This window comes from Rhizobium sp. NFR03 (assembly GCF_900111275.1).
In the GTDB taxonomy this organism is placed as follows: Bacteria; Pseudomonadota; Alphaproteobacteria; order Rhizobiales; family Rhizobiaceae; genus Ferranicluibacter.
The window spans coordinates 98,200-124,687 of the sequence record NZ_FOGR01000011.1; the positions used below are offsets into that span (position 1 = coordinate 98,200).

Genomic DNA, 26,488 nt, shown 5'->3' on the forward strand with positions numbered 1-26,488 from the left:
GAATTGTATCGATAAGCCGCTCATTCATTTCCTCACCCGTTAGGATAGCTAACCAATGAACCTGGACCTGAATGCCCTCGCGCTCTTTGTTATCGTCGCCGAAGAGCGAAGTTTCCGTGCGGCCGCAGACCGCATCGGCGTTACCCGGTCGGCAGTGAGCCAAACGATAAGCAAGCTCGAGGCGACACTCGGGATCGCTCTGGTGACGCGAACGACGCGGAGCGTGACGCTGACGGAAGCGGGCGAGGATCTTTATCGACGTTCTGCATCGCCGGTGGCGGACATGCGTGCCGCCGCGGAGAATGCCGGCAACATGGCCGGCCCTGCACGTGGGCAGTTGCGCCTCGCGGTCTCCTCCATAGCCGAAAGCTTTCTCAGCGGACCTTTGCTCGCAGATTTCGCGCAGGCCCATCCGCAGGTGAAATTGCATGTCACCGTGACGGACGAGGAGTTCGATATCGTGGCGGAAGGCTATGACGCAGGCGTAAGGCTGGGCGAGGTCATCGCGCAGGACATGATCGCGGTGCCGGTATCCGCCGACCAGCGACAGCTTCCTTTTGCGTCACCGGATTATCTGCGCGCAAACGGTGCGCCGAGACATCCGCGCGAGCTGGCCGAGAGACGCTGTATCGGCTGGCGCCCGGGGCTGAGCGTTGCGCCCTATCGGTGGGAATTCGAGGAAAACGGAAAGGCTTTCTCGGTAGCGGTCGATGATGCCATCACTTCGACGGACATGGCGCTGATGATCCGACTGGCTATGGCCGGCGCAGGCATCACGTTCGGTCTTGAGGAAAGCTTTCGCCTGCCGGTCGCGCGCGGCGAACTGGTGCCGTTGCTGGAAGACTTCTGCCCACGCTTTCCGGGCTTCTATCTCTATTATCCGAACCGACGCAACATGGCGCCAAAGCTCAGGGCCCTCATCGATCATCTCAAGCGCTGACGAGGATCGGCCTGCTGCCTCACATGCAGAAGAGGCGGCACTTTTCGGTGCCGCCTCTTCTATCTTCAGAGAACGTTTGTACGGATCAGTTTGCGGACCGGAGCTGCAGTCGCGATACGCCGGCAGCGACATTCAGGCCGGTGCCCGCCTGCGTGCTAAGCGGCTGGAGGCCAAAGTTCCTGGCATTGCCGCCAACAAGCGCGTTTGCGCCGAGGCCAAGGCCCACCGCAGCACTGGCGGAAGCGCCGACATATGTGCCCGCGAGGCTGCCCTCACCGATCGTCGTCGGGACCGTGTTGACGACGATCCAGCTGAGGTAGGATTTCCCCGTCACGCCGACATCGATGCCGAGCTTGCCGATGGTCCCGGTATAGCGCTCGGTCTTTCCGCCGCGTTGCCTGAACGTGCAGTCCACAGCTTTGCTCGACCCGATCAGCAGGCCGATGCCCCCGGCAACCTCACAGGACAGCGTGCCCAGCCGCTCGCGGGGCTCGTCAGCAACCTGCTGCCGTGCATGATGCTTCCTCGACGGCGTCATGTCGGCTGCCGATGCGGTGGTGCCAAGTGCAAGGACTGCAGCCAGAGCAAGCGTGATGGTCTTCTTCATAAGGATACTCCAAACGTTTATATGTTGTTCGGTGCGTTCCGCTCGACGTGCGCGTATTCAGCAAGGTGCAACGGGCGGAACGATCTCGACGTCGCTGATAACCCGGCGTGGCGAGAGATCGGCGGCGATGCCGATGGCCATCTCGATCGCCTCGCTGCTCGGGGCCGTCCCGGAGAGCAGGACGTGATCGTCCGTCACCGAAACGTCGATCCGGCAATCTTCCAGTCCGTAGGTGTAGGCAAGCACGCAAGCGATCGTTGCTTCCGTCGACCCCAGATCAGGTGTGAGGACGGTATTTGAAAGCACGGGAAACAACATGATGGCTCTGCCTCCAGGTCGGGTTCTCAAGGGGTTTCTCTTGCCAGCGTCCAGCATCCCGTGGTCGAGAGCTGGAAGCTGTCTGTGCCTATTTCAGAACGCTCTTGATGGCGTCCTTACCCTTGCCGATCGCGCCTTGCGCTTCGCCTTCCGCCTTGTCGATCTTGCCTTCTGCTTCGAGACGCTCGTTGCCGACCAGTTTGCCGATAGCCTCCTTCACGGTGCCCTTCACTTCTTTTGCTCCACCTTCGATACGGTTCTTGTCCATTCCGGTTCTCCTTCAACACAGGTTCAAATGGCAGCGACCGTTTCGCTGTCATGAGACGGGAGATAAGCAGAATGGCTGATGTATTTCAGATCGGAAACTACCAGTCAGCCTAGTAGCAAATGACCTTTTTTCAGGTCTTCGCAGGCTTTGTGCTGTTTTTCTGCCGCGGCGGCTGTTTGCTCAGCTTTGCATCCGGCAGGCCGGTAAAGCCGCGTTCCCGCGCCCAGATGACCGCGGCGGCGCGGCGGTTGACGCCGATCTTTCCGTAAAGCGAGGCGACGTGGTTGCGGATCGTGTTCTTGGAAAGATGGAGGGTATCGCTCATATCCGCATCGCTCTGCCCGCTGCAGATCAGGCCAAGGATTTCCCGCTCACGGTCGCTCAGGGCTACGAGCTGTGCCGTCGGAGCCGCGGTCGAGGTTTGCTTCAACGTCGCGAGACGATCGACGATCGAGCGGCTGAGCCAGGAGGTGTCGGCCATCACGCTCTCGATCGCCTCCACCAGTTGCGCCTCGCTTCGCCGACGCTCGGTCACGTCCTGCAGGGCCCAGATGACGCATTGCTCGTCGTTGATCTCGACACGCTCGGCGGACACGAGGCACTCGGCGAAAGCACCGTCCTTTTGCTTCATCCGCATCGGCTCGTCGCGCACGAAAGTGTTGTCGCGTAGCTTCTGCTCAAGTCCTTTGCGGGCAGCGATATCGTCCCACAGGTGCAACTCGCCCGCCGTCCGGCCGACGACGTCCGGCAGGCCGTAGCCGGAGATCTGCAAGAACGCATCGTTCGCCTCGGTGAAGACGAAATCGTCCAGCCGCGAGATGGCGGCGGGTGCCGGCGAAAGACGGAAGGACTTCGAGAAGCGTTCCTCGCTCTGCCGGAGCGCGTTCTGCGCTTTTCGACGCGCATCCAGATCGGCGAAGGTGAAGAGCATGCAAGGTTCTTCTACGACGGCTATCGGCTCCCCGGCCACGATCACCAGACGATCACCGCCGGCGGGCAGGGGAACCAGCGCCTCGCGATGACGAATGACGCGGCCCTCGCCAAGCTTCGCCAAGGCATCCTCGCCGCTTTCGCAATGGGAGAAGAGACCGATGGCCTCCACGGTCCGCCCTATGATGTCTTCCTTCATGAAACCCGTCATCTCAAGGAATCCCTGATTGACGCGGATGAACCGTTGATCGTCCAGCCGACAGATAAGACCGGGGGCAGGATTGGCATTGAAGGAGCGCTCGAACCGCTCCTCGGCTTCGAAGCGGGGCGTCTCATCGCGAAGGACCAGCGCCAGAACCTCGTCGCCTTTGGCCTTGCCGGAGATCCTCATGCTCCGGCTCGTATGCACCCAGACCGTATCCAGGTCCGTTGCCGGCGAGATTTCGACCGTGACGTCCTCGACCGTTTCTCCCGCCAGAAGACGCTCGATCGGATACTGCCCTTCTTCGAGCGGATGGTTGTTGCGATAGCGCAGCGTGAAGGCCCGCCTATATCCCTTCACATCACCGCCGAGTTCCTCGATCGACTCCACACGATGCATTGCGATTGCCGCTTCATTCGCCCAGATGATGCGGGCCTGACTGTCGAGGAATATCACCCCCTCGCTGAGCCCACCGAGGAGTTCCTGCAGGGTGGCGCGGTCGAGGGGCGGCGCTTCCAGGGCTTCGGGCATGTTCTGTTCCATCGTGTGCGCTGGGGTTGGCGGTGGTGCGGAACCACAGCAGGAAAATCACGGATATCGGGAGCGAGCGAACATTGCGGTCGCAACGATCCCCGCAACCAGAACGGCAACTGCAATGAGAAGGTGGATGTGCAGGCGCAGATGTCCGAACACCATCTCGACGGCGTTCCCGAAAAGATATCCGACGGCGGTGATGACCATGGCCCAGAGACAGGCCGCAAGTCCGTTCAGGACGAGGAAGCGGAGTGCGGAAATGCCCGTACGACTGATCAGCAGCGGGCTGATGATGCGCATGCCGTATATGAAGCGGAAAGCGAGAACGAAGCCGACCGGGTAGCGCTCCAGCAGGTCGGTCGCACGGCGCATGGCCGTCGTCGCCTCAAGCCGTTCCACGAACCGCAAGCGCCCAGCATGGCGGCCGATGAAGAAAAAGAGCTGGTCCGCAATGAACGAACCGAAAGCCGCAGCGGCCGCCACCTGCCAATAGACGAGAAGACGGCGATGGGCGAGGACGCCGCCGAGAAAAGCGACCGCCTCGCCCTCCACCCCGGCCCCGACGAGAACGGCCCATATGCCGAATTCGGAGATCAGCGCTTCCAAGGACGGGCTTCCGATCCGAACACCGAAGCGCCGCCTGAAATCCACGCCATCCGTCACTCTCCATCAACGATCGCTTTTGGACATAGTCCTCAGGATCGCTATTTGAAGAGCCGACGACGCCGCTGCGACTGCAAACGAGAATTCGTTCCGCATCGACAGTTCAGAGAGGGCCGTGATCGGAAGAAAGCCCTCAGACGCGTTCGAACGCCATCGCAATACCTTGGCCAACGCCGATGCACATGGCAGCGAGAGCGTGGCGGCCCGTGCCGAGGGACAATTCGAGGGCTGCGGTTCCGGCAATGCGTGCGCCGGACATTCCGAGCGGATGGCCGAGCGCGATAGCGCCGCCGTTTCGGTTCACATGCCCGGCATCCTCCGCAATGCCGAGTTCCCGCAGCACGGCAATGGCCTGCGAGGCGAAGGCTTCGTTGATTTCCACCACGTCGAACTGGGTCGGCGAGATGCCGAGGCGCCTGGCAAGCTTCTGCGCTGCCGGCACGGGCCCGATGCCCATGACCCGCGGCGGCACACCTGCTGCAGCGCCGCCAATGATTCTTGCGATCGGAGTGAGGCCATGACGCTTCGCGCCCGCTTCGGACGCGATGATCAGGGCTGCCGCGCCATCATTCACGCCGGAAGCGTTGCCGGCGGTTACGGTGCCATTCCCGGTCCTGTTCACCGGCTTGAGGCCGGAGAGCGCCTCGATGCTGGTCGCACGAGGATGCTCGTCCTTCACCACGACAACAGCTTCACCTTTACGCTGGGGAACGCTGACCGGCGTGATTTCCCGATCGAGGCGGCCATTGGCCTGGGCTGCCGCAGCCCGTTCCTGTGAGCGGACCGAGAACGCGTCCTGATCTTCCCGCGAGACATGGAAATCAGCGGCGACGTTATCGCCGGTTTCCGGCATGGAATCGACGCCGTACATCGCCTTCATCTGAGGATTGACGAAGCGCCAGCCAATCGTGGTGTCGTAGATTTCGGCTTGGCGGGAGAAGGCGGTTTCGGCCTTCGGCATCACGAAGGGCGCCCGGCTCATGCTCTCCACGCCGCCCGCTATCATCAGGTCGGCTTCGCCGGCGCTGATCGCCCGCGCAGCCGTTATCACAGCATCCATACCCGAGCCGCAAAGCCGGTTGAGCGTTGTGCCACTGACGGATACCGGCAGGCCTGCAAGCAGGAGCGACATGCGGGCGACGTTTCGGTTGTCTTCGCCCGCCTGGTTTGCACATCCGAAAATGACGTCATCGACTGCCTCCCAGTCGACCGCGCTGTTGCGCGCCATCAATGCCTTCAAAGGGACGGCGCCCAGATCGTCGGGGCGAACGGAAGCAAGCTTGCCGCCGAAGCGGCCGATGGGTGTGCGGATATAATCACAGATGAAAGCGTCTGGCATGGCTCAATCCCCTCACAGTTCGGGTACGACGAGATCGACGACCGGTGCGGCGACATGAAGTGGTGCGCCGGTCATGGCCTGAAGATCATCCATCGACACGGCGGCAAGCTTCTCGCGCACCACGAAGCGGCCTTCGGCAATGTCGATGACGGCGTGGCTGGTATAGACCCGCGTGATGCAGGCGACGCCTGTCAGCGGGAATGTGCAGGCATCGACCAGCTTCGGCTTGCCGTCCTTCGTCACATGTTCGGTGATGACGAAGACCTGCTTTGCGCCATGCACGAGATCCATCGCGCCGCCGACGGCAGGCACGCCCTTGGAGCCGACCCGCCAGTTGGCAAGGTCACCCGTCTGGGCCACCTGATAGGCACCGAGAATGGCGACGTCGAGATGGCCGCCGCGCACCATGGCGAAGCTGTCGGCGTGGTGGAAGAAGGCTGCCCCCGGGTTAAGCGTGACAGCGCGTTTGCCTGCATTGATCAGGTCCCAGTCTTCCTCGCCCGGCGCCGGAGGCTCGCCGAAATCGAGAATGCCGTTTTCCGTGTGGAAGATCGCCCGCCGGCCAGGAGGCTGATAGCGCGCCACCATTTCCGGAAAGCCGATGCCGAGATTGACATAGGCGCCGTCCTCGATGTCCTGCGCGGCGCGCCACGCGATCTGCGCATTGGAAAGCTTGATGTCGTCGATATCGCCGGTGCTCATGCGTAGGATACTCCGGCTCGGATGAGATCTTCTTCCTGTTGTGGCTGTTCCACCTCGGTCAGGCGGTTCACGAAGATGCCTGGCGTGACCACATGCTCCGGGTCGATCTCTCCCGGCGCGACGATCCGGGAGACCTGCGCGATCGTGGTGGTCGCCGCCATACACATCAGCGGATTGAAGTTTCGGCCGGCCTTGCTGTATGTCAGATTGCCGTGGCGGTCGCCCAGATGGGCCTTGACGATGGCGAAATCCGCTTTCAGCCAGCGCTCCTGCACATAATGACGGCCGTCGAACTCTGCGATCGCCTTGCCCTCGGCAAGTTCGGTGCCGTAGGCGGTCGGCGTGTAGAAGGCGGGGATGCCGGCTCCTCCGGCGCGGATGCGCTCGGCAAGCGTGCCTTGCGGCACCAGTTCCAGCTCGATCTGCCCGGCGAGATAACGCTCTGTAAATGCGCGAGGATCCGACGAGCGGGGAAACGAGCAGATCATCTTCCGGACCATGCCGGCGTCGATCATGGCGGCGATGCCGATGCGGCCGTTACCAGCATTGTTGTTGATCACCGTCAGCCCGGTCGGGCGCTTGTCGATCAACGCATGAATGAGTTCGATCGGCGCGCCGGAGCCTCCAAAGCCGCCGATCATGATGGTGGCGCCGTCGCCGATATCCTTCACGGCTTCCGCCGTGCTGCTGACCGTCTTGTCCACTGTATCCTCCGCCTGAAACCGGCTTTTGCGAAGCCGGCAACACCAAAAGGGTAACGCGAGCAACTATCGACGGCAATGCAAATGTGCGATATCGTTTTGTTGTTGCAATATCGCACGAATGGAGCCGATGGTGGAGACGAAGCAGAGCGATATGATGGGCGGGCTTGCCAAGGGGTTGCGCGTGATCGAGGCCTTTACGGTGGATACGCCGCGCCTGAGCATTTCCGAAGCCGCTGCGATTGCCGGACTCGACCGGGCGACGACGCGGCGATGCCTGCTGACGCTCGCCGAGCTCGGCTACTGCGCTTATGACGGCAAGTTCTTTACGGTCACGCCGCGCGTCCTGCGGCTGGGGACCGGCTGCCTCGCGACCATGCCGCTGCCCCGCATCGTCCAGCCATGGCTGGATAAGCTTTCCGAAGAAATCGGCCAGAGCACATCGGTCGCCATCCTCGACGAAAGCGAAATTGTCTATGTCGCACGGGCCGCGCAACGGAAGGTGATGTCGATCGCGCTGATGCCGGGCTCGCGCCTGCCGGCCTATTGTACCTCCATGGGACGGGTCCTGCTGGCGGCTCTGCCGGAAGAGGCGGCACGACGTCTCCTCGGCTCAGCGCCGCTCATCCAGCGGACGCCGCACACGGTGACAGATATCGAGAGGCTGATGAGCGAACTGAAGACGGTTCGCACACAGGGATATGCGACCGTCAGCGAGGAGGTGGAACTTGGTCTCCGATCAATTGCGGTTCCGCTCGCCAACGCTCGCGGGCAGGTGGTCGCAGCGCTGAATACCGGCTTTCCCGCATCGTCGGACACGGTGAATGCCGTTGCGCAAAACAGTCTCGAACCGCTTCTTCGGGTGCGGAACGACCTTTCCCGGATCCTCAACTAGGTCTTTGACAAGAGATGCCTCCCGCCTCGGCGGCGGGGCGTGGCCCTGATCATGGCGGACGGGCCGGGCTCTGCACCCGGCCTCGCGTTTAGCCGTGGGCGATCATGATGTGGCGCACGGCAGTGTAGTCCTCGAGCGCGTAGACCGAGAGGTCCTTGCCGTAGCCCGACTGTTTCAGGCCACCATGTGGCATCTCGTTGACGAGAGCGAAGTGCGTATTGATCCAGGTGCAGCCATATTGCAGACGGCCGGCTGTCTGCATGGCGCGCGAAATGTCCTTCGACCAGACGGACGAGGCAAGGCCATAGTCGCTGTCGTTTGCCCAGGTCACAGCTTGTTCGGGCTCTTGGAAGCGTGTGACGGAGACGACCGGGCCGAACACCTCGCGGCGGACGATCTCGTCGTCCTGCAGCGCCCCGGCAATAACGGTCGGCTGGAAGAAGAAACCATCGCCCGGGCCTCGCGCGCCACCTGTCGTGACTTCCATGTGCCGCGCCTCGTTGGTGCGTTCCACGAAGCTCGATACCCGGTCGCGCTGGCGGGCCGAAATGAGCGGGCCGATCTCGTTTTCGGCATCGTTCTCCGATCCGAAGGTGATGCTGGAGACGGCGGAAGTAAGGTCGGCGACCAGTTTCTCGTAGATTCCGTCCTGCGCGTAGATGCGGCAGGCGGCCGTGCAGTCCTGTCCGGCATTGTAGAAGCCGAAGGTGCGGATGCCGGCAACGACGGCATCAAGATCGGCATCGTCGTAGACGATGACAGGTGCCTTGCCGCCGAGTTCCAGATGGGTTCGCTTCACGGTCTTTGCAGCGGCCGTCAGCACCTTCTTGCCGGTCGCAATGTCGCCCGTGATCGAAACCATCGCGATCTTCGGGTGGTTGATCAGCGCATTGCCAACGGTTTCGCCGCGGCCAAGAATGATGTTGACGGCGCCCTCCGGCAGGATGTCCGCAACGAGCCGCGCCATCTTCAGGGCGGTCAGCGGCGTCTGCTCCGAGGGCTTGAAGACAACCGTGTTGCCGCCGGCCAGTGCCGGTGCGAGCTTCCAGGCCATCATCATCAAAGGGTAGTTCCACGGCGCGATGGAGCCGACGACGCCGATAGCGTCACGCCGGATCATCGACGTGTGCCCGGGCAGGTATTCGCCCGCAACCGGGCCGTTCAGCATACGAATGGCACCGGCAAAGAAACGCCAGCAATCGACGATCGCCGGGATCTCGTCGTTGCGCACGGCATGCAGAGGCTTGCCGCAATTCAGGGCTTCAAGGCTCGCGAAGCCATCCGCATCGCGCTCGATCGCGTCGGCTATCCGCAGAAGATAGGTCGAACGCTCGGCCGGCGTCGTGCGCGACCATGACGTGAAGGCGCGCTCGGCGGCGTCCACCGCCGCATCGATCTGCCCGTGCGACGCCTCGGCAAGCGCAAGGATTTTCGCACCGGTTTTCGGGTTGAGGATCTGCTCTTCCGCCTCCGTGCCGGCTTCGAAGCGCGCGCCGATCAAAAGGTCCGTGTCCATGGTCGATCTCCTGTTCAGGTTCGTATCATTTGCCCGCGCCGGCAATGCGGTCGCCATCGCGGGTGAGGAAGTAGGCGGCAAGGATGGGCAGAAGCGTGACCAGCACAACAACCATGGCGACCACATTGGTCACCGGCCTCTGGCGGGGGCGGATCAACTCTTCCAGCATCCAGATCGGCAATGTGGATTGCTGTCCGGCCGTAAATGTCGTGACGATGACCTCGTCGAAGGATAGCGCGAAGGCGAGCATGCCGCCGGCCAGAAGCGCTGTCGCGATGTTCGGCAGGATGACGTAACGAAACGTCTGGAAGCCGTCCGCGCCAAGATCCATGGACGCTTCCACCATCGAGCCCGAAAAGCGGCGAAAGCGAGCGACCGCGTTGTTGTAGACGACGACGATGCAGAACGTGGCGTGGCCAAGCACGATGGTGAAGAACGAGAACGGAATATCCGCCATCGAGAAGGCCGACCGGAGCGCAATGCCGGTGATGATGCCGGGCAGCGCGATCGGCAGGATGACGAGCAGCGACACCGCCTCGCGGCCGAAGAAGGCGGAGCGGGAAACGGCAGCGGCGCAGAGCGTGCCGAGCACGAGGGCGATGGCCGTCGCCAGGCTGGCCACCTTCACCGACAGCATGAGCGCCGCCCAGACATCCGGCCGGTTCCAGGTCACGGCAAACCATTGAAGCGTCAGCCCCGGCGGTGGAAAGCGATAGCTCTTCTCCTCGGTGGTGAACGCGTAGAGGAAGATGAGCAGGATCGGCAGATGCAGGAACAGCAGGCCGACACAGGCCGAGATCTTCAGGGGCAGCGGTGCCCGGTCGAGACGGTCAGAGCGCATCGAAAGCTCCCATGCGGCGGGCGGCCCAGAGATAGGCGCTCATGATGACGATGGGCACCAGCGTGAAGGCGGCGGCGAGCGGCAGATTGCCGGCCGTTCCCTGCTGTGCGTAGACCGCCTGCCCGATGAAGAGGCGGGAGGAGCCGATGATCTGCGGGATGATGTAGTCGCCGAGCGTCAGCGAGAAGGTGAAGATGGAGCCGGCAACGATGCCCGGCAGCGCAAGCGGCAGCAGGACGTGGCGGAAGGTCTGCCGGGGATGTGCGCCGAGATCGGCCGAAGCTTCGACAAGGCTGCCGGACACGCGTTCGAGCGCGGCCTGGATCGGCAGGATCATGAAGGGCAGCCAGACATAAACGAAGACCATGAAGGTGCCGGTGTAGCTGACCGACAGCGAGTTGCCGCCGATGACCGGTATTGCAAGCCAAGAGTCGAGAAGCCAGAGCAGGTGCAGCTTTGTAAACAGCCAGGTGAGGATGCCCTCCTTCGCAAGGATCAGTTTCCAGGCGTAGATCTTTACGAGGTAGCTCGACCAGAGCGGCAGCATGACGCCGAGATAGAACACCGCTTTCCAGACGCCCTGGGCATAGCGTGCGGCATAGTAGGCGATGGGAAAGGCAATGACGATCGAGGCCAGCGTCACGCTCGCCGCCATCAATACCGTGCGCAGGATGATGTCGAAATTCGCGTCCGAGAAGAGCTGCCGGTATGTGGCAAGCGTCGGCTCGTAGGTCACGAGGCCGGAGAAATCGTCGATAGCAAAGAGGCTCTGGACGAGAAAGATCGCAAGCGACCCGAGATAGACGACACCCAGCCAGAGGAGTGGCAGGCAGAGAAGCAAGGCCAGAAACAGTTTCGGATGCCGCCATAAGACATCCGACAGGCGGCCGAGGCTATGCCCGTCCGACGTCGTTGGGGCATGCGTCTGGTGGGCCGCCATCGCCATCAGGCTTCCTCCATCACGTGGAGGTCCTGCCGGTTGAAGGCGAGCGTCACCGGCTCGCCAGCGGCTGGGACGGGCGTGCCGGCCGGGAGCGAGGCCACGATGCGCTCTCCAGCACAATCGAGCGTCACCCGGTTGATGGGGCCCAGAAAGCTTGCGGCAATGGGTGTGCCGGTGAGGCCGAGTTGGCCATCGGTTGGCGTTCCCAATAGGATCGACTCCGGACGCAGACTGGCGGCAGGCGCGTCGAGGCCGAGCCGCTGGCACTGGGCGCGGGAGAGAACGTTGGAAGAACCGACGAAATCCGCAACGAACCGGGTTTTCGGACGGCGATAGATCTCCTCGGGCGTACCCACCTGGCGGACTTTGCCCTCATGAAAAACGGCCACCCGGTCGGCCATGGACAGGGCTTCGCTCTGGTCGTGGGTCACGAAGATGAAGGTCAGGCCAAGCGTCTTCTGCAGCGTCTTCAGCTCTTCCTGCATCTGCTCGCGTAGCTTGAGATCCAGCGCGCCCAGGGGTTCGTCGAGCAACAGCACGCGCGGACGGTTGACGAGAGCTCGCGCCAGAGCCACGCGCTGGCGCTGACCGCCGGAGAGTTGGCCGGGTTTGCGCGCGCCATAGCCGGGCAGGGCGACCATTGCCAGCGCTTCCTCCGCCTCCCGTCGCCGCTCGCCCCTTCCCATGCCCCTGACCATCAGCCCGTAAGCGACGTTGTCGAGGATCGAGAGGTGCGGAAACAGCGCATAATCCTGAAAGACCGTGTTGACGTTGCGCCGGTAGGGCGGCACGCCTTCCGCCGTCTCACCGAAGATCTCGATATGGCCGGAGGTCGGCTGCTCGAAGCCGGCGACGAGGCGCAGGCAGGTCGTTTTGCCGGAGCCGGAGGGGCCAAGCATGGCGAAGAACTCGCCTTCCGCAACCGCGAGATCGACGCCATCGACGGCGCGCACGCTGCCGAAATGGCGCGAGACGTTCTGGAAGAGGATGGCTGGTGTCATGGGATCGTCCGGTTGGGGCTAGGAAAGTCAGGAGTGGGATGCTCGCATGCGGAGGCGCCCCTCATCCGGCTGCCGCCACCTTCTCCCCGCGGGCGGGGAGAAGGGCATATGAGGCAAACCCTTGCTCTGACGACGAGCGTGGCACGTTCCCTCTCCCCGCGTGCGGGGAGAGGGCTAGGGTGAGGGGCAGAGGACCCCGCCTACACCTGAGCCGTGCTTATAGAGGCAGCGTTCGACCACGCCGCGACCTACCGCCCGCCGATGACACCGATATAGTCGGATACCCAGCGGTGGTAGGGCACGCATTCGCTCTGGCTGGCACATTTGGCAACCGGCGTCTTCCAGAACTTCACCTTCTCGAAGTTCTCGTAGCCATTGGTCTTGCACCCTTCGTCCGTTAGCAGCGCGTTGCCTTTGCAGGCCGCGCCGACGGAGGGGTTCGCGCCGAACCAGGCGGAGACATCGCCCTGCACCTTCGGCGAAAGCGAATGCTCCATCCACATATAGGCGCAGTTCGGATGAGCGCTTTCTGAGGACAGCATCGTCGTATCGGCCCAGCCGGTCGTGCCTTCCTCCGGGAAGACGGCGGCGATCGGCTGCTTTTCGGCCGTCAGGAGATTGACCTGAAACGGCCACGAGCCGGAGGCGACAACGCCTTCGTTCTTGAAGTCGTCGATCTGGATCATGGCGTCGTGCCAGTATCGGCCGACCAGCGTGCGCTGGACACGAAGAATATCGAGTGCCGCCTTGTACTGCTCCTCGTTCAGCTCGTAAGGGTCCTTGATGCCCAGTTCCGGCTTGTGCGCCATAAGATAGTTGGCGGCATCCGCCACATGGATCGGTCCGTCATAGGCCTGAACGCGGCCCTTATTGGACTTGCCGTCCGGCAGGGTCATCTCCTCGAAGACGACCTTCCAGCTCTTCGGCGCATCACCCTTGAAGGCTTCGGTATTGTACATCAGCACGTTCGGACCCCAGACATAGGGGGTGCCATAGTGGACGCCCTTGACCGTATGCCAGGGGGCATCCTGCATCCGCGCATCCAGCGTCTTCCAGCTGGGAATGAGGTCTGTATTGATGGGCTGCACACGCTTGCCGGCCACAAGGCGGAGCGACGCGTCGCCGGATGCGGTGACGAGGTCGAAGCCGCCTTCGTTCATCAGCGCGACCATTTCATCGGAGGTCGCGGCCGTCTTCACCGAGACCTTGCAGCCGCTCGATTTCTCGAAATCGGTCACCCAGTCATATGCCTTGTCGGTCTCGCCGCGCTCGATATAGCCGGCCCACGCCACGATCGACAGTTCGCCTTCGCCCGTGCCAAGCGCCTTCAAAGGTTCTTGTGCAATAGCAGAGGTGGCGAAAGCGAGCGATAAGGCAAGAGTGGTGCAGGACTTCAGAATCTTGATCATCTGTGGTCTCCCGGTTCGGCCGTTGTTCGGCTCGTCTGTTCCCGGAAGGAAAGGTGCCGCGCTTCTGCCGCATTCGCAAATTCATTAAACAGATAGTCGGTATCGGTTTTACCGAATGCTAGTTGCGCCCACGGCTGCTGCGCAGGTTTTCCACGACGCCTATGAAATCGCGCGCAGACTGCGGAAGGCTGGAACCCTTGCGCCAGACCATGCCGACCTGGACGACCGGCAGGGCACCTGAGACGTCGCGGCTCTCGATCCGGTCGCCTTCCAGCGACCACGGCCGGTAAACGAGATCGGGCAGAAGGGCGATGCCGGCGCCCGTGGCGACAAGGCTGCGGACGGCTTCGACCGACCGCGTTCTGAAGGCCACATGCGGGCGGGCGCCGAGGGCGGCGAGAAGTTTTCCGGTGTTCTCCTCGATTTCATCGACCGTCAGCATGATCAACGGTTCCTGCGCGACGTCCGATATGGAGATGATGTCGGCCGAGACGAGCCGGTGGCCGAGGGGCAGCCAGAGCCTGTAAGGGGAGGTTTCGATGATCTCCGCCTGCAGCGCCATGCGATCGCGCAGGTTGGAGATGACCATGACGGCGACGTCGAGTTCTCCGCCGACGAGAAGATGCTCGAGATAGGAGCCGTTATCTTCGATGGCGCTGACATCGACGGCGGGAAAGGCGCGCCGATAGCGTGCCAGAAGATCGGAGAGAACATAGCCCGCCACCAGCGACGTCACGCCGAGATTGAGCTTGCCGGTCGCCGTTTCCGGCGCTTGGGCAAACGAGCGGCGAGCATCCTGAACGCCGGCCAGAATCTTCGTCGCGTGGCGCAGGAACTGATGGCCGTTATGGGTGATGTGAAGGCCGCGCGGATGCCGATCGAAAAGGGTGACGCCGAGATCGCTTTCGAGTTCCTTGATCGCTTCCGTGATCGACGATTGGGAAATCGACAGGTTCTGCGCTGCCCGGGTGACCGACCCCTGTTCGGCAACGGCGACGAAGAACTGAAGCTGGCGAAGCGTGAAAGCCATTCCGTGGTTATCGGGATGTCGCGGAGGGTTGGCAAGTCCCTCGGGCGATCGGAACATCTGCTGGAACTCTGGCGATGCTGTCCGGTTCGGGGACCGGAGGGCACCGCGTCCGCCAAGGCGCACGCTTGCCCGAAACCCCGTGTGACAGGAGCAGAGGATGGACGAGAAACATGAGGGCAAGGGTGGAAACACCAGTGCCGGAGAGCGCACGCTGACCAACCGGCAGGGGCACCCGATTACCAACAACCAGTCGCAGCGCACCGTCGGCGCACGCGGTCCGGCCACGCTGGAAAACTACCAGTTTCTGGAAAAGATCACGCATTTCGATCGGGAGCGCATTCCGGAACGCGTGGTGCATGCCCGCGGCTTCGTCTGCTATGGCGAGTTCGAGGCGACCGGCAAGATCGGCGATGAGCCGTCTGCGACCTATACCCGCGCAAGGCTGTTTCAGGAGGCGGGGAAGAAGACGCCGCTGGCCATCCGGTTCTCCACCGTTATCGGTGGGCGGGATTCTTCGGAGGTTGCGCGAGACCCACGGGGCTTTGCGGTCAAGTTCTACACGGAAGACGGCAACTGGGATCTTGTCGGTAACAACCTCGCGGTCTTCTTCATCCGAGATGCGATCAAGTTTCCCGACGTGATCCACTCGCTCAAGCCCGATCCGGTGACATTCCGGCAGGAGCCGAACCGGATCTTCGACTTTATGAGCCAGACACCGGAATCCATGCACATGCTGACGCACCTGTTCAGCCCGCGTGGCATACCCGCCAGCTATCGCCACATGGAAGGGTTTGGCGTCAACACCTACAAGATGGTCAATGCCAAGGGCGACACCTGTCTTGTGAAATACCATTTCCACCCGCGCGCGGGGCTTGCGAGCCTCACGGCAGCCGAAGCCGCGAAGGTCCAGGGTCAGGATTTCGGCTCTGCCTCCAAGGACCTGTTCACGGCGATCGAGCGGGGCGAATACCCACAGTGGGACGTGTATGTACAGATCATGGAGGATCACGACCATCCGGAGCTGGACTGGGATCCGCTGGATGACACCAAGATCTGGCCGGAGCGCGATTTTCCGTTGCGGCACATCGGCGTTATGACGCTCAATCGCAATGTCGAGGATTTCTTCAACGAGAACGAGCAGATCGCCATGGGCACGGGCGTACTGGTCGACGGACTGGATTTCTCCGACGACAAGATGCTGGTCGGTCGCACCTTTTCCTATTCCGACACGCAGCGTTATCGGGTTGGCACGAACTACCTGCAACTTCCGGTCAATCAGGCAAAAAACGCTGCCGTCTCCACCCATCTCAGTGGCGGGCAAATGTCCTATCGTCGCGATCTGGCCCCGGGCCAGAACCCGCATGTGAACTACGAGCCGTCCATCCATGACGGATTGCAGGAATCCCGACGCGACGAGCCCAACAATCCGCCGGAGATCCACGGCCGCCTGACCCGCAGCGTTCTGGAGCGCCGCAACGATTATGTTCAGGCGCGCGGCCGGTTCTGCACGATGATGGACTGGGAGCGAGACGACCTGATCTTCAATATGGGCGATCTGCTGAAGCAGTGCGAGCGGGATGTTCAGGAGCGGATGGTCTGGCACTTCTTCATGGTTCACGATGCCTATGGCCGCGGCGTCGGTGAAATCCTGGGTATCGGCGCCGAGGATATCCGCCATCTCGGCCCGCTTCCCAAGCAGGTCCTGACGGAAGAGGAAAACCGGAGACTGGAAAATCTCGGCAGCAACGGGGACGTGATCGATCCGGCGTTCTGGGGGCAGTGGACCAGCTCGGTTCGCAACCACAAGGCTTCGGCCGAAGAGGTGCTGGGCGGACGTCTCCCCGATGAGGGCATGCCGCAGCCGCGTGCTGCGGAGTAGCCATCAGGCGCACCGGCCTTGTCGGCCGGTGCGCTTTTTCTCAGGTCACAGTTTTTTTCCGGTGAGCAGTTCTGCAAGTGTCACCGGCCGCAGCCCGCGCGCATCCACGCCGACATCGAACTGCCGTGGCATGGGTTTCAGACGTCCGTGCGAATGACCGTGCAGGTCGATCGATTTCTTGCCCATCTTGTTCCATGTGCGGAACGCGTAGTGGCAGAGGATCAGATGGTGACCGTCGAGAACCATTTCCGCATAGGCCTGCACGCTCGACCAGCCCTGTGCTCCGGTCGTCGTTTCCGGATCATTATTGCCGATGATCAGATGCTTGCGGCCATTCAAGGCGCCGAGCAGGGTTTCGCAATCCCCCCGTTTCGAAATCACGTCGCCGAGATGCCAGACCTCGTCGTCCTTGCCGACGACAGTATTCCAGTTCGCAATCAGCGCGGCATCGTGCTCAGCCATGGTCGAAAAGGGACGGCGGTCGATGCGCAGGACGCGCGGGTCGCCGAAATGCGTATCGGCGGTAAAGTAGATCATCGGCATGATCTGGGGCCGGCAATGGCGAGATCAACCCTGCTCAAGCCCGGCGATTGCCGTGCTGCTTGATCAATCGGATCCGCGCCACAGGTTTCCCCCTATGAAGGAACAGCGCTACACGAAATCCAGTCTTCCGCAGAAAATCTGTGCCGCCTGTGGCAGGCCATTCGCGTGGCGGAAAAAATGGGCGCGGGACTGGGATAACGTCAAGACCTGCTCGGAGCGCTGCAAGGGCGAACTGCGTCGGAAGCCATCGGCAGCGACCAATGCCGGGTAAGGGGCGCGCCATCTCATGGCCGGACTGTACTCACGAGCAGGTTGGTCTATAGAGTCCCACCGCAGGGCGCAGAATGAAAGTTCGGATCGCCCAAGGCCCAGGCAAGCAGGCGCGGCGGGAACAGGGATAGCAAGATGACCTCGATAACGATGGACGAGGCACTGGATCGCGCCGGCACCGGTCGGTTCCAGCGCAGGCTGCTCGGCGTGTTCGGACTTGTCTGGACGGCCGATGCCATGCAGGTGCTCGCGGTTGGCTTCACCGCGGCTTCCATTGCGGCGACCTTCGGGCTGACGGTGCCTCAGGCACTGCAGACGGGGACGCTGTTCTTCCTCGGCATGCTCATCGGCGCCGTGGTTTTTGGGCGGCTGGCAGACAGGTGGGGCCGTCGGCGCGTGTTGCTCCTCACTGTCGCCTGCGACGCCGTCTTCGGCGCACTCTCGGTTTTCGCGCCGGATTTCACGAGCCTGCTCGCCTTGCGCTTCCTGACCGGTATTGCTGTCGGCGGCACCCTGCCGGTCGACTACGCCATGATGGCGGAGTTCCTGCCTGCGCGGAATCGTGGCCGCTGGCTCGTCATGCTCGAAGGTTTCTGGGCAGTGGGAACGCTGGCGATTGCGCTTGCTGCATGGGCCGCAAGCATTGCCGGGGTGGCGGATGCCTGGCGGTACATCTTCGCCGTTACGGCACTGCCTGCCATCGTCGGCGTTGGCCTGCGGTTCTTCGTGCCGGAATCGCCCTATTATCTGCTGCGCGCCGGACGTGCCGACGAGGCGAAAGCCATCGTCAACCGCATGCTGACCCTGCACGGAAAGCCCGCTCTGAAAGCTGGCGAACGTCTGGTCGCGGCGCCCGGAACGGCGTCCGAAGGCGTTTTTTCTCCCGCCTTGCGCCGCCGCAGCCTGCTGATCCTCGCTGTCTGGTTCCTGGTCTCCGTTTCCTATTACGGTATCTTCACCTGGATGCCGGCGCGCCTCGCGAGCGAGGGCTTCGGCTTCGTGCGCGGCTATGGCTTTCTCGTGTTCGTGGCGCTGGCGCAGATCCCCGGCTACGCGCTTGCCGCCTTTGGCGTGGAGCGATGGGGGCGTCGCCCAACGCTGATCGGGTTCTGCCTCCTCTCCGCACTCGGCTGCCTGCTCTTCGTCCTCTCGCCGGACGACCTCCTGATCGGGGCATCCCTGCTCGTGATGAGTTTCGCGCTGCTGGGAACGTGGGGTGCGCTCTATGCCTTCACACCGGAACTCTACCCTACCGCATCCCGCGCGACCGGCATGGGTGCTGCCGGTGCCGTGGCACGGCTCGGCGGCCTCACCGCGCCGACGCTGATGACATTCGTCGTTACATTCGGGGTTGGCGTCGCGGTCGGGCTGTTTGCAGCCCTTCTCGTTTGCGCGGCCTTTGCCGCCCGGATGATCGATGCGGAGACGCGGCAGTCATCGTTGGGGTGAGCTTATCTGCCTCTTTAAGAAGCCTTTGGCTTGGTGGTCTCACCTTCCGCCTTGATCCAGGCCCGCGTTTCCCGCAGCACTTCATCGGATAGCGCGGGATCGACGATAGCCCGTGAAAGGATCATCGCGCCGACCATGGCCGCCCAGCTGCCGATCAGGGCACGTCGCTGCTCCGGGTGCGTTTCACCGTCTTCCGTCCGGCTCATGCGCGCGAGCTGCGCTTGCAGTCCCTCGGTGATCGCGGCCCGTACTGCCGTCCCCTGATGACGGCTTTCTCCGCTCAAACTTGCGATGGGGCAACCGTTTCCCGGATGATCGCGATGGCGGGGGGTGAGATACTGGTCGAGATAGGCAGACATATCCCGCGTGTCGTCTGCGCTCGCAGTGAAGGTACTTGCCAGAGCCTGGGCTGCCAGATCGTCTTTTGAAGTAAAGTGGCCGTAAAACCCGCCATGGGTCAAACCGGCAGCCTTCATCACCTCGGAGACGGTGACGGCGTCAAAACCCTTTTCCCGGAAAAGCCTGCTCGCCGCATCCAAAATCCTGAGGCGATTCTCCGCCATCTGCTCTCGACTGACCTTCACTTCCATCGTCTCCCGAATCCGTGCCGCTAACGCCGTACAGGCGGCAATCATGATCATTGTCATCAATGTAAAGGCTGCAACCTGCGAAGGCAATGCCGGCATGGAATGCTTCCTGACACATTAGCGACACGGCATTTTTCCCGGAATGGGCCTGAGGAATTCCACCACGTAAGCCGTTGACAGTTTCATGATAGTCATCATAAATAAAACAATGATGATAACCGTCATCATTAGAACCCGTTCGTAAAGCGAGAGTGCATCGTGTCCAATCTCCCAGCAGTTCTCATCACCGGCGCATCCACCGGTATCGGCGAAGTCTACGCCGAACGTTTTGCCCGTCGCGGGCATGACCTCATCCTCGTCGCCCGCAACAAGACCCGACTGGATGCCGTCGCGGCGCGGCTGATCCAGGAAAGCGGTGTCGCCATCGATATCATTCAGGCCGACCTTACCCTGGTCGCCGATCTCGAAATCGTTGAGGCGCGTCTTCGTGACGACGCGACGATCGGCGTACTGATCAACAATGCCGGCGCCAATCTGCGTGGCGGTTTCCTCACCCAGACCCCTGAAGACGTTGCCCGGCTGGTCGCTTTGAACACGACCGCCGTGGTTCGTCTGGCCAGCGCCGTCGCACCGCGATTTGCCGAGGCGGGGTCGGGCGCCATCGTGAACATCTCTTCGGTCGTGGGCCTTGCACCCGAGTTCGCCATGTCGGTCTATGGCGCGACGAAGGCCTTCGTTACCTTCCTCTCGCAGAGCCTTGCAGTCGAGCTCGGTCCGAAGGGCGTCTATGTCCAGGCGGTGCTTCCTGCCGCGACCCGTACCGAGATCTGGGAGCATTCCGGCATCGACGTCAACACGATGACGGGCGTCATGGACGTTGCGGAACTGGTCGATGCCGCGCTCGTCGGCTATGATCGACGTGAAGCCGTCTCCATCCCGCCGCTGCCCGATGTTGGCCAGTGGGAAACCTATCAGTCCGCCCGCCAGGCAATGCTTCCGAACACGCGCCAAGAACATGCCGCGGAGCGCTATCGCACTGCCGGATAAGGCGGTCACCGAATGCACCCGTCGCGACACCGCGCCGGGTGGGGACCATCGACAGCCGGCAGGCTGACGCTGGTCAACATGCGGGCGCAGCAGACCGGAGATGACGCGTGAAAGCCTATGTCGTAGAAAAATACAAGAAGAACGGCCCATTGACGCTCGTCGATCGGCCGGCCCCGCAGGTTCAGGCTAACGACGTGCTCGTTCGCATCGAAGCGACAGCTGTCAATGTGCTCGACTCGAAGATCCGCAACGGCGAGTTCAAGATCTTCCTTCCCTATCGTCCGCCTTTCATTCTCGGCCACGATGTCGCCGGTACGGTTATCGAAGCCGGATCCGGCGTCAGCCGCTTCAAGGTCGGCGATGAGATCTATGCCCGGCCGAGGGATCACCGTATCGGAACATTCGCGGAGTTCATCGCCATCGACGAGAGCGATGTCGCATTGAAACCGCGCACGCTGACGATCGAAGAGGCATCCTGCATTCCCCTGGTCGCGTTGACCGCTTGGCAGGCGCTGGTCGATGTCGCCAACGTCAAGCCGGGCCAGAAGGTCTTCGTTCAGGCGGGCTCGGGCGGCGTGGGCACGGTTGCGATCCAGCTTGCCAAGTATCTGGGCGCAACGGTTGCGACCACGACGAGCGCAAAGAATGCCGCTCTCGTCAAAAGCCTCGGTGCCGACATCGTCATCGACTACCAGACGGATGACTTCGAGAAGGTCCTCTCCGGCTATGACGTCGTACTGCACAGCCAGGATCCGAAGACGCTTGCGAAATCGCTGAACGTCCTGAAACCGGGCGGCCATCTCGTTTCCATTTCGGGCCCGCCTGACCCGGGCTTTGCCGATGCAATGAAGCTGAACGGGTTCCTGAAACTGGTTATCCGGCTGCTGAGCCGCAGTGCGCGAAAGCGGGCCAAGCGTCTCGGCGTCCACTATTCCTTCCTGTTGATGCACGCGGACGGGCGGCAGCTGGAGCAGATCGCCGGGCTGATCGACAAGGGCATCGTCCGCCCTGTCGTGGACAAAGTTTTCCCTTTTTCGCAAACGCCTGATGCTCTTGCCTATGTCGAGACGGGACGTGCCAAGGGCAAGGTCGTGATCAAGGTCGGTTAAGACGCTCGTGACACCGTAGCGGGCAATGTATCGTGTCCGCTACGGTCTCATGTGATGATCAGCTTTTCGGTTTCTCGTGGTGACCGCCGAAAGCAAAGCGCATGGCTGAGAGCAGCTTGTCGCCGAATTCGGCCTCGCCCTGGGAGGTGAACCGCTGATAGAGCGCGGACGAGAGAACGGGCACCGGCACGCCGGTGTCGATGGCCGCCTTGACCGTCCAGCGGCCTTCGCCGGAATCCGACACACGGCCGCTGAACCCGGCGAGTTCTGGGTCTGCCTTCAGTGCGCCAGCCGTCAGATCGAGCAGCCATGAGCTGACGACGCTGCCATGGCGCCAGACTTCAGCGATCGCCGGGAGATCCAGGTCGAACTGGTAGTATTTCGGCTGTTGCAGCGGGCTGGTTTCTGCATCTGCCGCGCGCGCGGCCTTGCCGGCATTGGCCGACTTGAGAAGGTTCATGCCTTCCGCATAAGCGGCCATCATTCCGTATTCGATGCCGTTATGCACCATCTTGACGAAGTGTCCGGAGCCGCTTGGCCCGCAATGCAGATAGCCCCGATCCGCGGTCTTCATGTCTTCGCTGACGTCGGCGGGATCGATATCTCCGCCGGGAGCGAGGGTCGCGAAGATGGGGTCGAGATGACGCACGGCATCGTCAGGCCCGCCGATCATCAGGCAGTAGCCGCGATCGAGACCCCAGACGCCGCCGCTCGTTCCCACGTCCACGTAATTGAGCGAACGGACAGAGAGGCGTTCGGCGCGGTCGACATCGTCATGGTAGAAGGAGTTGCCCCCGTCGATGATGATGTCGCCGGGCACCATGTGCGCGGCCACCCGCTCGAGGTTCTCATCCGTAATCGCGGCCGGCAGCATCAGCCACACCGCGGCCGGCTTTGCGAGCTTCGACACCAACTCTTCCACCGAGGCGGCACCCACGGCGCCTTCGGCAACGAGTGCTGCGACACTTGCGGGGTTGATGTCGTAAACGACACACTCATGGCCCCCGCGCAGCAGGCGACGCACCATATTGGCGCCCATCCTGCCAAGTCCCATCATTCCGATCTGCATTGGATTGAAACCTTCCTGCTTCTGTCGCCGGTTGCTGGCGGCAGGCTCTATGTAGGCCGTTTCGGGCGCGAGGGAACCTCCCGTCGAGTGGCTCGACGCGCTTCCCTCATGTTGCCGAACTCAAACGCGCCTCTGTCAGGTCGATCTCGCGGACGATCCGCCGCGCCATCTCGTCTGGCAGCTTGCGCGCGCGGGCCATCTTGAGGATCTGGTCGCGCTCGGCGCGTGCGCCGGCAAGCCGCAGAACCCGCTCGATCTCCTCCACCTTGCGGATCTGGTCGTTCTCATCGATGGAGCGCGATCGTCCATCGATGCGCTGGCGATAGACCTCCATCAGGCGCGTGCCGACATCGGCATAGAGATCGGCATCGTTGCGGCCGGTGCCAAGCCGGTGCTGCGTGGCTTCGATGGCCTTGATCGCAGCTTCGGCAGCGGCGATGCGCGCCTCGTCCTCCTCACGCTGATGAGAAGGTTCGGGCGGCAGTTCGAGGTCGCGCAGCAGTGCCGGCAGGGCGATGCTCGCTGTGATGAGCGAGACGATGATGACGCCGGCTGCGAGAAAGATCACGAGATCGCGGGCAGGGAAAGGCGAGCCGTCATTCATGACCAGCGGCAAGGTCAGAATGCCGGCCAGCGTGATCGCACCCCGGACACCCGCAACGGAGATTGCGATAACGAGACGCCAGCTTGGCTTGTGGATGACTTCCCCACGGCGGGCTGCCTTGAACAGCGTGAAGCGCAGGGACACCCAGACCCAGGCCAGCCTGAGACCGGCGAGCGCCAGCGTGATGGCGACGACGTAGTATCCAAGCCAGATCGGATGCAGGTGGCCGGTGTCGCTGACGATGCGTGCGGCACCCGAAGCGATGCCCGGAAGCTGTTCGCCGAGCAGCACGAAGATGATGCCGTTCATGGTGAACTGGACCGTATCCCACACGGCGGCGCGGCGTACGCGGGTCACGGCGAGAACCTTGCCGCGCTGCTCCTCATAGCTCATGGCGATGCCGGCCGCGACAGCCGCGAGAATGCCCGAACAATGCAGATGCTCCGCCAGCAGATAGGCGCCGAACGGAATGAGGATGCTGATCAGGATCTGCGAGCCCGTCTCTTCGCCGAGCTTGCGCGACACGACATCCTTTGCGCGGGTTACCAGCCACGTCAGTCCGAGGCCGACGGCGATGCCGCCGATTGCCAGCCACAGGAATGTCAGCACAGCTTCTCCGGCCGAAAACGTGCCGGTCAGCGTGGCGGCGACGGCAAAACGCATGCAGACAAGACCGGAGGCATCGTTGAGGAGCGATTCCCCTTCCAGAATATGCATCACCCGCTTGGGAATCGGCACGCGGGCCGTGATGGCGGAGACGGCGATGGGGTCCGTCGGCGAGAGGATGGCGGCGAGGGCGAAGGCGACCGGCAACGGGATCGCCGGCACCATCCAGTGGATGAAGAAGCCGATGCCGAGAACCGTGAAGATGACGAGCCCCAGCGCAAGCTCCAGAATGGTGGCTTTGTCATGAAACAGCCCTTCCTTGGGAATACGCCACCCGTCGAGAAACAGCAGCGGCGGCAGGAAGAGCAGGAAGAACAGCGTCGGCTCCAGCGTGATCGCGGAACCCGTGACGGTTGCCAGCAGGGCCCCAAGACCGATCTGGACAAGCGGCACCGGCACGGCGATCGGCGACAGCCGCGCCAGCATGCCGCTGATCACCACGGCGAGCAGCAGGAACAGGGAAATCGTCACACCTTCCATGATCGTCCTTTTATCCGTCGCATGGTTCGTCTTTTCTTCGGAGTTACGCGTCGAACTCGACCGTCACCTTGGGGGTTGCATCCGACCGCTCATCGGCCGGGCCCTTGCGCCGTGACAGGTTGAGCGCCGTATTGATGACGCCGATATGGCTGAAGGCCTGCGGGAAGTTTCCGAGCAGGCGCTTGTCCTTCGGGTCGTACTCCTCGGAAAGCAGTCCGACGTCGTTGGAGAGCGCCAGCAGACGTTTGAACAGCGCCTGCGCATCCTGCCGCCGGCCGATGAGATCGAGCGCATCGGCAAGCCAGAAGGAGCAGGCAAGGAACACGCCTTCATCGGACGGCAGCCCGTCGTCGGTTTCGCCGGTGCGGTAGCGGAGGACGAAGCCATCGCTCGTAAGGTCACGCTCGATGGCTTCCACCGTGCCGACATACCTCGGATCGTCGGGCGGCAGAAAGCCGACCATGCCGATCTGCAGCACGCTCGCATCCAGCGCCTTCGAACCGTAGGCCTGGACGAAGCTGTTCATTTCGGGATCGAAGGCCTTCGCGCAGACCTCCGCATGAATCTCGTCGGCAACCTGTCGCCAGCGGAGAGAGCCCTGCCGATCGCCTGCCTCCTCCGCCATCAGCGAAACCCGGTCGAACGCGACCCAGGCCATGACCTTGGAATAGGTGAAATGCTGTCGCTCTCCACGAACCTCCCAGATTCCCTCGTCCGGATCGCGCCACACGCGCTCCAGAAACGGCATCAGGACATCGCCAATCTCCTCGCCGCGAGGATGACGCGCAAGCCCGCCCTTGGAAGCCTGCATCAGTGCGTCGGCGACCTCGCCATAAACGTCGAGCTGGAACTGTTCCGAGGCGGCATTGCCGATACGCACCGGCTGCGAGCCCTCGTAGCCCGGAAGCCAGCCGGCCTCCCATTCGCGAAGATTGCGCTCACCCGCAACGCCATACATGATCTGCATCTGTTCCGGCGCGCCCGCCACGGCCCGCAGAAGCCAGTTCCGCCACGCGCTCGCCTCCTCGTAATAGCCAAGCTTCATCAGCGCCAGAAGCGTCAGCGTCGCATCGCGAAGCCAGCAATAGCGGTAGTCCCAATTGCGCGTGCCGCCCAGTTTCTCCGGTAGGGACGTGGTGACCGCAGCCACGATGCCGCCGGTCGGCATGTAGGTCAGGGCCTTCAGCGTGATCAGCGATCGTTTGACCGCGCCGGTCCAGCCATCGACATCCGGGCACCGGCCGGTGAATTCGCGCCAGAAGGTTTCCGTTGCCTCCAGTGCGGCTTCCGCATCCACCGGCTTGGGCCGTGTCAGGAAGGAGGAGCAGAAGGTCAGCGCGAAGACGAGGCGCTCGCCCTCGGCAACTGTGAAAGCGCCTGTGACACGGCTGTCATTGCCATCGAGCGGAACGGCAGAATGCAGGATCAGCATGTCCGGTCCCGCGACTGCTGTCACCACGCCATCTGCCTCGAACGACATCCACGGCACGGTTTGCCCATAGTCGAAACGGGCCATGAACTCGAAATCGAAAGCAACGGCGCCCTCTATTCCCTCAACGATGCGGATGATGTTGCTCGACCCGTCCCGAAGCGGCATGAAATCGTGAATGACGGCCTTGCCCGCTTCCGTCTCGAAGGTGGTCTGGAGGATCAGCGTATCCTCGCGATAGGCGCGCTGCGTCCGGAAGGTGCTGTCCGACGGTGCGATTTTCCAGCGGCCGTTCGTCTCGTCGCCGAGAAGGGCTGAAAGGCAGGCCGGCGAATCGAAGCGGGGCAGGCAGAGCCAGTCTATCGAGCCATCTCTACCCACCAGCGCTGCTGTCTCGCAGTCACCGATGAGAGCGTAATCCTCGATCCTTGTCGACATCCGACATCCTCCGGCAAGCCATGCTCGTCAGGCCAGCCTTGCGGATGGCCCGAGCGGTGACACCGCTAAAGCATTGAAG

Annotated in this window: 25 protein-coding genes and 1 pseudogene; 7 read left to right on the forward strand and 19 right to left on the reverse strand. The window is 62.5% G+C overall.

The genetic code is table 11. The features are described from left to right. Positions 1 to 55: 55 nt before the first annotated feature. Complete coding sequence (locus BSG19_RS22990; protein WP_092990341.1) at positions 56 to 940, forward strand: LysR family transcriptional regulator; 885 nt, start codon at positions 56 to 58, stop codon at positions 938 to 940. Between the two features lie 85 nt (positions 941 to 1,025). Here BSG19_RS22990 and BSG19_RS22995 read toward each other — a convergent pair whose 3' ends face one another. The 8 genes from BSG19_RS22995 to BSG19_RS23030 form a co-directional block, all read right to left on the reverse strand. Next, a complete protein-coding gene (locus BSG19_RS22995; RefSeq protein ID WP_092990342.1) occupies positions 1,026 to 1,547 on the reverse strand; it encodes a DUF992 domain-containing protein in 522 nt (173 codons plus the stop codon). 57 nt (positions 1,548 to 1,604) lie between these two features. Next, the gene (locus tag BSG19_RS23000; RefSeq protein ID WP_170866084.1) at positions 1,605 to 1,865 is read right to left on the reverse strand and encodes a BON domain-containing protein; all 261 of its coding nucleotides are present in this window, start codon (positions 1,863 to 1,865) and stop codon (positions 1,605 to 1,607) included. A gap of 88 nt (positions 1,866 to 1,953) precedes the next feature. Beyond that, complete coding sequence (locus tag BSG19_RS23005; protein WP_092990344.1) at positions 1,954 to 2,133, reverse strand: CsbD family protein; 180 nt, start codon at positions 2,131 to 2,133, stop codon at positions 1,954 to 1,956. Positions 2,134 to 2,263: 130 nt separating this feature from the next. Then, the gene (locus BSG19_RS23010) at positions 2,264 to 3,796 is read right to left on the reverse strand and encodes a helix-turn-helix transcriptional regulator (protein WP_092990345.1); all 1,533 of its coding nucleotides are present in this window, start codon (positions 3,794 to 3,796) and stop codon (positions 2,264 to 2,266) included. Positions 3,797 to 3,853: 57 nt separating this feature from the next. Then, the gene (locus BSG19_RS23015; protein ID WP_244529393.1) at positions 3,854 to 4,405 is read right to left on the reverse strand and encodes a DedA family protein; all 552 of its coding nucleotides are present in this window, start codon (positions 4,403 to 4,405) and stop codon (positions 3,854 to 3,856) included. A 190-nt stretch (positions 4,406 to 4,595) separates the two neighbouring features. Then, positions 4,596 to 5,801, reverse strand: a complete 1,206-nt coding sequence (gene pcaF / locus BSG19_RS23020) for a 3-oxoadipyl-CoA thiolase (protein WP_092990346.1) — start codon at positions 5,799 to 5,801, stop codon at positions 4,596 to 4,598. 12 nt (positions 5,802 to 5,813) lie between these two features. After that, a complete protein-coding gene (locus tag BSG19_RS23025; protein ID WP_092990347.1) occupies positions 5,814 to 6,503 on the reverse strand; it encodes a 3-oxoacid CoA-transferase subunit B in 690 nt (229 codons plus the stop codon). Beyond that, the gene (locus BSG19_RS23030) at positions 6,500 to 7,207 is read right to left on the reverse strand and encodes a 3-oxoacid CoA-transferase subunit A (RefSeq protein ID WP_092990348.1); all 708 of its coding nucleotides are present in this window, start codon (positions 7,205 to 7,207) and stop codon (positions 6,500 to 6,502) included. The genes BSG19_RS23025 and BSG19_RS23030 overlap by 4 nt, the downstream gene beginning before the upstream one ends. A gap of 127 nt (positions 7,208 to 7,334) precedes the next feature. Here BSG19_RS23030 and BSG19_RS23035 point away from each other — a divergent pair, with 127 nt between their 5' ends. Further along, entirely contained in the window at positions 7,335 to 8,099 is a 765-nt protein-coding gene (locus tag BSG19_RS23035) for an IclR family transcriptional regulator domain-containing protein (RefSeq protein WP_244529394.1), read from the forward strand. 88 nt (positions 8,100 to 8,187) lie between these two features. Here the strand turns inward: BSG19_RS23035 and BSG19_RS23040 are convergent, their stop codons facing one another. The 6 genes from BSG19_RS23040 to BSG19_RS23065 all read right to left on the reverse strand — a co-directional run bounded on the left by BSG19_RS23040 (position 8,188) and on the right by BSG19_RS23065 (position 14,839). Then, the gene (locus BSG19_RS23040; RefSeq protein WP_092990349.1) at positions 8,188 to 9,615 is read right to left on the reverse strand and encodes a gamma-aminobutyraldehyde dehydrogenase; all 1,428 of its coding nucleotides are present in this window, start codon (positions 9,613 to 9,615) and stop codon (positions 8,188 to 8,190) included. 25 nt (positions 9,616 to 9,640) lie between these two features. After that, positions 9,641 to 10,456, reverse strand: a complete 816-nt coding sequence (locus BSG19_RS23045) for an ABC transporter permease (RefSeq protein WP_092990350.1) — start codon at positions 10,454 to 10,456, stop codon at positions 9,641 to 9,643. Continuing rightward, entirely contained in the window at positions 10,446 to 11,402 is a 957-nt protein-coding gene (locus BSG19_RS23050) for an ABC transporter permease (protein WP_092990351.1), read from the reverse strand. The genes BSG19_RS23045 and BSG19_RS23050 overlap by 11 nt, the downstream gene beginning before the upstream one ends. Beyond that, entirely contained in the window at positions 11,402 to 12,400 is a 999-nt protein-coding gene (locus tag BSG19_RS23055; protein WP_092990352.1) for an ABC transporter ATP-binding protein, read from the reverse strand. The genes BSG19_RS23050 and BSG19_RS23055 overlap by 1 nt, the downstream gene beginning before the upstream one ends. A 248-nt stretch (positions 12,401 to 12,648) precedes the next feature. Continuing rightward, a complete protein-coding gene (locus tag BSG19_RS23060; protein WP_092990353.1) occupies positions 12,649 to 13,809 on the reverse strand; it encodes an ABC transporter substrate-binding protein in 1,161 nt (386 codons plus the stop codon). Between the two features lie 118 nt (positions 13,810 to 13,927). Next, the gene (locus BSG19_RS23065) at positions 13,928 to 14,839 is read right to left on the reverse strand and encodes a LysR family transcriptional regulator (RefSeq protein WP_092990354.1); all 912 of its coding nucleotides are present in this window, start codon (positions 14,837 to 14,839) and stop codon (positions 13,928 to 13,930) included. Between the two features lie 157 nt (positions 14,840 to 14,996). Between BSG19_RS23065 and BSG19_RS23070 the strand changes: the two genes are divergently transcribed. Beyond that, positions 14,997 to 16,718 (forward strand): catalase, encoded by a 1,722-nt coding sequence (locus BSG19_RS23070; protein WP_092990355.1) that lies wholly within the window; start codon positions 14,997 to 14,999, stop codon positions 16,716 to 16,718. 45 nt (positions 16,719 to 16,763) lie between these two features. Here BSG19_RS23070 and BSG19_RS23075 read toward each other — a convergent pair whose 3' ends face one another. After that, on the reverse strand, positions 16,764 to 17,261 hold the full coding sequence (locus BSG19_RS23075; RefSeq protein WP_244529395.1) for a metallophosphoesterase family protein: 498 nt from the start codon (positions 17,259 to 17,261) through the stop codon (positions 16,764 to 16,766). A gap of 94 nt (positions 17,262 to 17,355) precedes the next feature. On the opposite strand from BSG19_RS23075, the gene BSG19_RS23080 reads away from it, so the two are divergent. Further along, complete coding sequence (locus tag BSG19_RS23080) at positions 17,356 to 17,532, forward strand: DUF2256 domain-containing protein (RefSeq protein ID WP_092990356.1); 177 nt, start codon at positions 17,356 to 17,358, stop codon at positions 17,530 to 17,532. Positions 17,533 to 17,666: 134 nt separating this feature from the next. Further along, a complete protein-coding gene (locus BSG19_RS23085) occupies positions 17,667 to 18,980 on the forward strand; it encodes an MFS transporter (RefSeq protein ID WP_092990357.1) in 1,314 nt (437 codons plus the stop codon). A gap of 14 nt (positions 18,981 to 18,994) precedes the next feature. On the opposite strand, the gene BSG19_RS23090 is transcribed toward BSG19_RS23085, so the two are convergent. Next, positions 18,995 to 19,564, reverse strand: coding sequence for a TetR/AcrR family transcriptional regulator (locus tag BSG19_RS23090; protein ID WP_092990399.1), 570 nt, complete (start codon positions 19,562 to 19,564; stop codon positions 18,995 to 18,997). Between the two features lie 261 nt (positions 19,565 to 19,825). On the opposite strand from BSG19_RS23090, the gene BSG19_RS23095 reads away from it, so the two are divergent. Together BSG19_RS23095 and BSG19_RS23100 are read left to right on the forward strand one after the other, a co-directional pair. Then, a complete protein-coding gene (locus tag BSG19_RS23095) occupies positions 19,826 to 20,614 on the forward strand; it encodes an SDR family NAD(P)-dependent oxidoreductase (protein WP_092990358.1) in 789 nt (262 codons plus the stop codon). Between the two features lie 107 nt (positions 20,615 to 20,721). Continuing rightward, entirely contained in the window at positions 20,722 to 21,723 is a 1,002-nt protein-coding gene (locus BSG19_RS23100) for an NADP-dependent oxidoreductase (RefSeq protein ID WP_092990359.1), read from the forward strand. Between the two features lie 58 nt (positions 21,724 to 21,781). On the opposite strand, the gene gnd is transcribed toward BSG19_RS23100, so the two are convergent. The 3 genes and pseudogenes from gnd to BSG19_RS23115 all read right to left on the reverse strand — a co-directional run. Next, positions 21,782 to 22,792, reverse strand: coding sequence for a phosphogluconate dehydrogenase (NAD(+)-dependent, decarboxylating) (gene gnd / locus BSG19_RS23105; protein ID WP_092990360.1), 1,011 nt, complete (start codon positions 22,790 to 22,792; stop codon positions 21,782 to 21,784). 106 nt (positions 22,793 to 22,898) lie between these two features. Then, complete coding sequence (locus BSG19_RS23110) at positions 22,899 to 24,542, reverse strand: Na+/H+ antiporter (protein WP_092990361.1); 1,644 nt, start codon at positions 24,540 to 24,542, stop codon at positions 22,899 to 22,901. Positions 24,543 to 24,585: 43 nt separating this feature from the next. After that, positions 24,586 to 26,424 (reverse strand): annotated as a pseudogene (locus BSG19_RS23115) (glycoside hydrolase family 15 protein); the annotation flags it as partial. Positions 26,425 to 26,488: the final 64 nt, after the last annotated feature.

Coding starts and splice junctions, on each gene's coding strand:
- BSG19_RS23060 (WP_092990353.1), bottom strand. CDS start 13,809: ATGATCAAGATTCTGAAGTCCTGCACCACTCTTGCCTTATCGCTCGCT.
- BSG19_RS23050 (WP_092990351.1), bottom strand. CDS start 11,402: ATGGCGATGGCGGCCCACCAGACGCATGCCCCAACGACGTCGGACGGG.
- BSG19_RS23010 (WP_092990345.1), bottom strand. CDS start 3,796: ATGCCCGAAGCCCTGGAAGCGCCGCCCCTCGACCGCGCCACCCTGCAG.
- BSG19_RS22995 (WP_092990342.1), bottom strand. CDS start 1,547: ATGAAGAAGACCATCACGCTTGCTCTGGCTGCAGTCCTTGCACTTGGC.
- BSG19_RS23070 (WP_092990355.1), top strand. CDS start 14,997: ATGGACGAGAAACATGAGGGCAAGGGTGGAAACACCAGTGCCGGAGAG.
- BSG19_RS23040 (WP_092990349.1), bottom strand. CDS start 9,615: ATGGACACGGACCTTTTGATCGGCGCGCGCTTCGAAGCCGGCACGGAG.
- BSG19_RS23055 (WP_092990352.1), bottom strand. CDS start 12,400: ATGACACCAGCCATCCTCTTCCAGAACGTCTCGCGCCATTTCGGCAGC.
- BSG19_RS23035 (WP_244529394.1), top strand. CDS start 7,335: ATGGTGGAGACGAAGCAGAGCGATATGATGGGCGGGCTTGCCAAGGGG.
- BSG19_RS23075 (WP_244529395.1), bottom strand. CDS start 17,261: ATGCCGATGATCTACTTTACCGCCGATACGCATTTCGGCGACCCGCGC.
- BSG19_RS23045 (WP_092990350.1), bottom strand. CDS start 10,456: ATGCGCTCTGACCGTCTCGACCGGGCACCGCTGCCCCTGAAGATCTCG.
- BSG19_RS23085 (WP_092990357.1), top strand. CDS start 17,667: ATGACCTCGATAACGATGGACGAGGCACTGGATCGCGCCGGCACCGGT.
- BSG19_RS23025 (WP_092990347.1), bottom strand. CDS start 6,503: ATGAGCACCGGCGATATCGACGACATCAAGCTTTCCAATGCGCAGATC.
- BSG19_RS23080 (WP_092990356.1), top strand. CDS start 17,356: ATGAAGGAACAGCGCTACACGAAATCCAGTCTTCCGCAGAAAATCTGT.
- pcaF (WP_092990346.1), bottom strand. CDS start 5,801: ATGCCAGACGCTTTCATCTGTGATTATATCCGCACACCCATCGGCCGC.
- BSG19_RS23005 (WP_092990344.1), bottom strand. CDS start 2,133: ATGGACAAGAACCGTATCGAAGGTGGAGCAAAAGAAGTGAAGGGCACC.
- BSG19_RS22990 (WP_092990341.1), top strand. CDS start 56: ATGAACCTGGACCTGAATGCCCTCGCGCTCTTTGTTATCGTCGCCGAA.
- BSG19_RS23065 (WP_092990354.1), bottom strand. CDS start 14,839: ATGGCTTTCACGCTTCGCCAGCTTCAGTTCTTCGTCGCCGTTGCCGAA.
- gnd (WP_092990360.1), bottom strand. CDS start 22,792: ATGCAGATCGGAATGATGGGACTTGGCAGGATGGGCGCCAATATGGTG.
- BSG19_RS23110 (WP_092990361.1), bottom strand. CDS start 24,542: ATGGAAGGTGTGACGATTTCCCTGTTCCTGCTGCTCGCCGTGGTGATC.
- BSG19_RS23000 (WP_170866084.1), bottom strand. CDS start 1,865: ATGTTGTTTCCCGTGCTTTCAAATACCGTCCTCACACCTGATCTGGGG.